This is a genomic window from Kitasatospora sp. NPDC030952 (assembly GCF_055571335.1).
Genome location: NZ_JBVIFM010000011.1, coordinates 153,487 through 159,152 on the forward strand (window position 1 = coordinate 153,487; position 5,666 = coordinate 159,152).

Here is a 5,666-nt window from a genome sequence, read left to right on the forward strand (position 1 = left end):
GGTGCAGCAGGCCGCGAAGGGCCTGTTACTGTGCGCGATACTGGGATTGAACCAGTGACCCCTACCGTGTCAAGGTAGTGCTCTCCCGCTGAGCTAATCGCGCCTGGTGAGGCGTTCCTGCAGCAGACCCATGAGGTCCGACGTGCGCGATACTGGGATTGAACCAGTGACCCCTACCGTGTCAAGGTAGTGCTCTCCCGCTGAGCTAATCGCGCGGGGAGGCCTCCCGGCGGAACCGGGAGCGCCTCTTGGAGGTGGAGACGGGATTTGAACCCGTGTACACGGCTTTGCAGGCCGTTGCCTCGCCTCTCGGCCACTCCACCAGGCAACACATGAAGAACGACCTTACACCGTTCTCCATCGAGCGGACGACGAGATTCGAACTCGCGACCCTCACCTTGGCAAGGTGATGCTCTACCAACTGAGCTACGTCCGCCTGTCTCCCGGGATCTTCACCGCTTTTCTTCGGCTGCGCTCCCCGGCGACGTGTTGAACTCTAGCGGATTCCCGGGCCAGCTAAAAATCCGTTCCCGCAGCGTGCCGAGGGGATGCCCGTGGAGTGCCGTCCCGTCAGCCCTTCCGGCCGGTCACCGGCCACCACCTGCGGCGCTCCCGGACGATCACCCGCAGGTCACCCGGCGCACACCAGCGCGACGCACTCGGCTGCTCGCACTCGGGGGCGCGGAAAGCGGTGGGAGCGCCGGAAGCACCGGGAGTGCGGGGAGCGCGGGCCCGACCCGGGCCACGCCCGCCGACCTACACTTCAGGCACCGCCGCCCCCAGCACCACCGCGCAGGAGAACCGTGTCCGGCCACCCCGCCCCCCACACCCCGCTCGCCCGCTTCGGCGGCCGTCTGGCCACCGGGCTGCGCGACGTCACCTCGGACCCGGCCGCGCTCGACTCCGCCGGCTACTGGGCCGTCGCCTACGACTTCGAGGGCCGGCTGACCTGCGCCCGCTTCGACGACGTCCGCCCCGCCCCGGCCCCGCCCTCGGGCGCCGGCTGGCAGGGCCCGGCCGCCGGCAGCTGGCACAGCTCCCTGGACCGCGCCGCCTACACCGCGGGCGTGCGCCGCATCCGCGAGCACATAGCCGCCGGCGAGGTCTACCAGGCCAACCTGTGCCGGGTGATGTCCGCCCCGCTGCCCGACCCCGACCGCAGCGACATCGACGCCCTCACCGGCCTCCTCGCCCGCGGCAACCCCGCCCCGTACGCGGGCACCGTCCGACTGCCCGAGCACGGCGTCGAGATCGCCACCGCCTCTCCCGAGCTCTACCTGCACCGTTCCGGACGTACGGTCTCCTCCGGGCCGATCAAGGGCACCGGCCGCACCGAGGACGACCTCCTCGAGAAGGACCACGCCGAGAACGTGATGATCGTCGACCTGGTCCGCAACGACCTCGGCCGGGTCTGCGGGACCGGCAGTGTCACTGTCCCCGACCTCTGCGCCGTGGAGAAGCACCCGGGCCTGGTCCACCTGGTCTCCACCGTCGAGGGCACCCTGCGCGACGGTGCCGGCTGGCCCGAACTGTTCGCCGCGACCTTCCCTCCCGGCTCGGTGACCGGCGCCCCCAAGTCCAGCGCCCTGCGGATCATCGAGGCCCTGGAGACCGCCCCGCGCGGCCCCTACTGCGGCGCCGTCGGCTGGGTCGACGCCGATCGCGGCGAGGGTGAACTCGCCGTCGGCATCCGCACCTTCTGGCTCGACCGGCAGGACCGGCAGGCGCCGGTCCTGCGCTTCGGCACCGGCGCGGGGATCACCTGGGGCTCCGACCCCGAGCGCGAATGGGCCGAAACCGAACTGAAGGCCGCCCGGCTGGTCGCGATAGCGTCGGGCAGCGAGATCGACAGCGACACCCACCCCGATCATGAGCCGCACCGCGCCTAGGAGTAGCCCTCGATGGACAACCGCACCACGAGCTGGGTCAACGGGACCCTCGTCGACTCCGCCGACGCCGCCGTCTCGGTCCTCGACCACGGCCTGACCACCGGCGACGGCGTCTTCGAGACCCTGAAGGCCGTCGACGGCCGGGCCTTCGCGGTCACCCGCCACCTCGACCGGCTCACCCGCTCCGCCCGCGGCCTCGGCCTGCCCGACCCCGACCACGACCTGGTCCGCGAGGCCTGCGCCCAGGTGCTCGCCGCCAACCCGGCCCCGCTGGCCCGTCTGCGCGTCACCTTCACCGGCGGCAACGCCCCGCTCGGCTCCGAGCGCGGCACCACCGGCCCCACCCTGGTGGTCGCCCTCGGCGCCATCAACCGCCGCCCCGACGAGACGGCCGCCCTCGTCGTCCCCTGGCGCCGCAACGAGCACAGCGCGGTCGCCGGCCTCAAGACCACCTCCTACGCGGAGAACGTCGTCGCCCTGGCCGCCGCCCACCGCGCCGGCGCCTCCGAGGCCCTCTTCGCCAACACCGCCGGCCTGCTCTGCGAGGGCACCGGCACCAACGTCTTCGTGGTCGTCGACGGCCGCCTGCTCACCCCCACCCTCGCCTCCGGCTGCCTGGCCGGCATCACCCGGCAGCTGGTCATCGACTGGTGCGGCGCCGAGGAGGCCGACCTCCCGCTCAGCGCCCTGCAGGACGCCGAGGAGATCTTCCTGACCTCCACCACCCGTGACGTCCAGGCCGTCACCCGCGTCGACGACCGCGAACTGCCCGGCATCGGCCCGGTCACCGCCAAGGCCATGGACGTCTTCGCCCAGCGCAGCGGGGACGACCTCGACCCCTGATCCCGAGCCCGGGCAGAACGCCGGGGAGACGCCACGGACCGCGTGGATAACCTCCCCGGCGAGGGGAAGGGACCACCACATGACCACCACGCTGCGCCCCGAGGGCCCGGAGACACCCACCACGGCCGGCGGCCGCACCAGACGCTGGCGGATCCTCGCGAACGGCCACCAGGTCGGTGCGCTGCGCACCACCTCGGCCCGCCATGGCAGCCAACTCTGGGGTGAGATATCCGAGTTGGAGATCAGGGAGGGTCGAGGCAGGGGCCGCGGCACCTTCGGTGCGCTGGCCGCCGAGGAGGTGCTGCGCAACTGGGGCTGCACCCGGGTGGACGTGGTGGTCCCCGAGTCCGCCCCGATCGCCCGCGGGCTCGCCGCCGCCCTCGGCTACACCGAGCGGATGCGGAACCTTGGCAAGAGCCTGACCGCCACCCCGGCCCTGCCCGCCGGCGTCACCGCCCGCCCGATCGGCGCCGCGGAGTTCCCGGCCTGGATCGACCGGGCGGCCCGGGAGTACGTCCGCTCCCTGATGGACTCCGGCCTCACCGAGGAGCAGGCCCACGCCAAGTCGGCCCTGGACCACCGCAACGTCCTCCAGCAGGGCGCCGACACCCCCGGCGTCGTCCTGCGCCGGCTCCACGGCACGGACGGCCCGGGCAGTGCGGACGGCGACCCGCTCGGCTCGCTCTGGGTGAACCTCCACCTGCGCGACCTGCCGGACGGCACCCCGCTCGCCTGGGTCATGGTGGTCGAGGTGTCCCCGGCCCACCGGGGCCGGGGACACGGCCGCACCCTGATGCTGCTCGCCGAGCGGGAGTGCCTGGCCGCCGGGGTGCGCGAAATCGGCCTGAACGTCTTCGCCGGCAATGAGGTCGCCCTCCGGCTCTACGCCTCGCTCGGCTACCGGATCGTCAACCGCTGCTTCGGCAAGCCACTGTGACGAATTGACGGATCGTCAGGAGGCCTTCGCGGCCTCGATGGCGGCGACGATCCGCTCGCGCAGCCCGTCCTGGCTCTTCCCGCCGTCCAGCCGCTCGCGACCGATCACGTACGTCGGCGTGCCGGTGACCCCGATCGCCTTGCCCTCGGCCTGGTCGGAGTCCACGATCAGCATGTGCCGGCCGTCGACCAGCGCGGTGTCGACCTCCTCGACGTCCACCCCGACCTCCCGCGCCACCTCCAGCAGCACCTGCTGCCCCCGGGCGTCCAGCTCCTCGACCCGGGCCAGCAGCGCCTCCACGAACGGCCACCCCAGCCCCTGGGCGAACGCCTCCTCGGCCGCCTCCGCCGCGGCGTAGGCGTGCTTGTGCTTCTCCAGCGGGAAGTGCCGCAGCTCCACGGGCAGCGCGTCGCCGTACTGGGCGCGCAGCGCCCGTACGTCGTCCAGGGCGGTACGGCAGTCCGGGCACTGGAGGTCGCACCAGAACTCGAGGCGGGGGAGGGAACCATCGATCATCCCCCCAGTGTTCCACTAGTGGGTGCCCGTTCCCGCCCGGCGGTGCGCCCGAGGACGGACCGACAGGGAGGCACCGATGACCAGGACGACCGGAGACGAAGGGGCCCACTCGTGCTGACCGCGGCGATCAGTTTCCTCCTCACGGCCGGCGGCGTGGCCGTCGCGGGCCAACGGGCCTGGCGCCGGCGCTTCCGCTCGGCGACCCGCTGGTTCGCGGTGGCGCTGCTGCCCGCCGGGCTCTACCTGACCGGCCTGTTCCCGTTGGCCGGCACCATCGGCCGGGAGTTCGCCGACTGGGCGACCAGGCTGGTCTTCGACCCCCGGGTGTGGACCGGCATCGTGCTGCTCGGCGTCTCCGCGGCCCTGCTGGTCGTCACCCGCTGGATCGACCGCCGCGGAGCCCTGGAGGACTCCCCGGAGCGCCCGGCCGCCGCCGGTCCGGCCCCCGAGCGCCCGGCCGTGGCCCAAGCGCCCAAGGCGCCCGCGAAGAAGCAGACGGGCAAGCGGGACGACGGTCTCGGCGACTTCGCCGACATCGAGGAGATCCTCCGCAAGCGCGGCATCTGAGGCGCGCCGACCGGAGGCAGGCGGGTCAGGCGGAGGCGACGGCCTCCGCCGACCGCTGCCGCGCCCGGTAGGCGGCGACGTGCAGCCGGTTGCCGCAGGTGCGGCTGTCGCAGTAGCGCCGCGAGCGGTTCCGGGAGAGGTCCACGAAGACCCGCGCGCAGTCCGGCGCCTCGCACCGGCGCAGCCGCTCCCGCTCGCCCGCCATCAGGATGAAGGCCAGGGCCATGCCCAGCTCCGCCGCCAGGTGGGGGCCGAGCGCGGCGTGCGGCGCGAAGTAGTGGATGTGCCAGTCGTGGTGGTCGTGGTTGACCAGTCGGGGCGTCGTCCCGGCGGCCGCGACGATCGCGTTGACCAGCTCGGCGGCCGCCTCGGTGGACTCCGTCCCGAACACCTCGCGCAGCCGGGTGCGCAGCTCGTGCACCTGGCGCAGGTCGTCCTCGGTCAGAGAGTCGATCTCGCTGATCTCCTGGCGGACCACGAAGGCGTCCAGCGCGGCGACGTCCGGCAGTCGCTCGTCGCCGCACACCTCGGGTGCCGTGTTGAGCAGATCCACGAGGATGCTCAGCGCGCACTCGGTGTCATGGGTGATCAGCACGTTGGGACTCCTCGCGCAGGGGGACTCCGGTACCCCGCGTCCACGGTTACCCCAGACCATACCGGCCCTTGCGGCATAAGGGCGGCGCCTTTGTTCGAAGGCCTGTACGGATTCCGTCAGAGCGTCCCAAAGCGGGCGCCCACCCCCGACGCACCCCCTTGCGTGGCTCCGCTACGCCCCGGAAACGACGACGGCGCCCGGCACCGAGGCCGGGGCGTGCGTGGGGGGGGTGGCTGTCGTTTCCACTGGTAGGGCGGGTGGGGTGAGAGGGGGGAGGTTGGCTCCCCCGACAACGGGGACGCACCAACTCCCGTCGGGG

At 72.9% G+C, this 5,666-nt stretch carries 6 protein-coding genes and 4 tRNA genes; 4 read left to right on the forward strand and 6 right to left on the reverse strand.

Going from position 1 to position 5,666, the window contains the following annotated elements:
* Positions 1-31 precede the first annotated feature (31 nt).
* The 4 genes from ACZ47G_RS20760 to ACZ47G_RS20775 all read right to left on the reverse strand — a co-directional run bounded on the left by ACZ47G_RS20760 (position 32) and on the right by ACZ47G_RS20775 (position 436).
* Positions 32-103: transfer RNA gene (locus ACZ47G_RS20760), tRNA-Val, on the reverse strand.
* A gap of 40 nt (positions 104-143) precedes the next feature.
* Positions 144-215, reverse strand: a tRNA-Val gene (locus tag ACZ47G_RS20765).
* 34 nt (positions 216-249) lie between these two features.
* Positions 250-323, reverse strand: a tRNA-Cys gene (locus ACZ47G_RS20770).
* Between the two features lie 40 nt (positions 324-363).
* Positions 364-436: transfer RNA gene (locus tag ACZ47G_RS20775), tRNA-Gly, on the reverse strand.
* A 367-nt stretch (positions 437-803) separates the two neighbouring features.
* Between ACZ47G_RS20775 and ACZ47G_RS20780 the strand changes: the two genes are divergently transcribed.
* The 3 genes from ACZ47G_RS20780 to ACZ47G_RS20790 all read left to right on the forward strand — a co-directional run bounded on the left by ACZ47G_RS20780 (position 804) and on the right by ACZ47G_RS20790 (position 3,669).
* Entirely contained in the window at positions 804-1,889 is a 1,086-nt protein-coding gene (locus tag ACZ47G_RS20780) for a chorismate-binding protein (RefSeq protein WP_465744648.1), read from the forward strand.
* A gap of 12 nt (positions 1,890-1,901) precedes the next feature.
* Positions 1,902-2,732: an aminotransferase class IV gene (locus ACZ47G_RS20785; protein ID WP_465744650.1), complete on the forward strand. Its 831-nt coding sequence runs from the start codon at positions 1,902-1,904 to the stop codon at positions 2,730-2,732.
* A 79-nt stretch (positions 2,733-2,811) separates the two neighbouring features.
* On the forward strand, positions 2,812-3,669 hold the full coding sequence (locus ACZ47G_RS20790) for a GNAT family N-acetyltransferase (protein ID WP_465744652.1): 858 nt from the start codon (positions 2,812-2,814) through the stop codon (positions 3,667-3,669).
* 15 nt (positions 3,670-3,684) lie between these two features.
* Here ACZ47G_RS20790 and ACZ47G_RS20795 read toward each other — a convergent pair whose 3' ends face one another.
* Positions 3,685-4,185 (reverse strand): DsbA family protein, encoded by a 501-nt coding sequence (locus ACZ47G_RS20795; RefSeq protein WP_465744654.1) that lies wholly within the window; start codon positions 4,183-4,185, stop codon positions 3,685-3,687.
* 111 nt (positions 4,186-4,296) lie between these two features.
* On the opposite strand from ACZ47G_RS20795, the gene ACZ47G_RS20800 reads away from it, so the two are divergent.
* Entirely contained in the window at positions 4,297-4,752 is a 456-nt protein-coding gene (locus ACZ47G_RS20800) for a hypothetical protein (RefSeq protein ID WP_465744656.1), read from the forward strand.
* A 25-nt stretch (positions 4,753-4,777) separates the two neighbouring features.
* Here the strand turns inward: ACZ47G_RS20800 and ACZ47G_RS20805 are convergent, their stop codons facing one another.
* Positions 4,778-5,347: a CGNR zinc finger domain-containing protein gene (locus ACZ47G_RS20805; protein WP_465744658.1), complete on the reverse strand. Its 570-nt coding sequence runs from the start codon at positions 5,345-5,347 to the stop codon at positions 4,778-4,780.
* Positions 5,348-5,666 lie beyond the last annotated feature (319 nt).

What these genes read in the sequence shown, in the direction of transcription:
- ACZ47G_RS20790 (WP_465744652.1), top strand. Translation starts at nt 2,812, where the DNA reads ATGACCACCACGCTGCGCCCCGAGGGCCCGGAGACACCCACCACGGCC.
- ACZ47G_RS20795 (WP_465744654.1), bottom strand. Translation starts at nt 4,185, where the DNA reads ATGATCGATGGTTCCCTCCCCCGCCTCGAGTTCTGGTGCGACCTCCAG.
- ACZ47G_RS20785 (WP_465744650.1), top strand. Translation starts at nt 1,902, where the DNA reads ATGGACAACCGCACCACGAGCTGGGTCAACGGGACCCTCGTCGACTCC.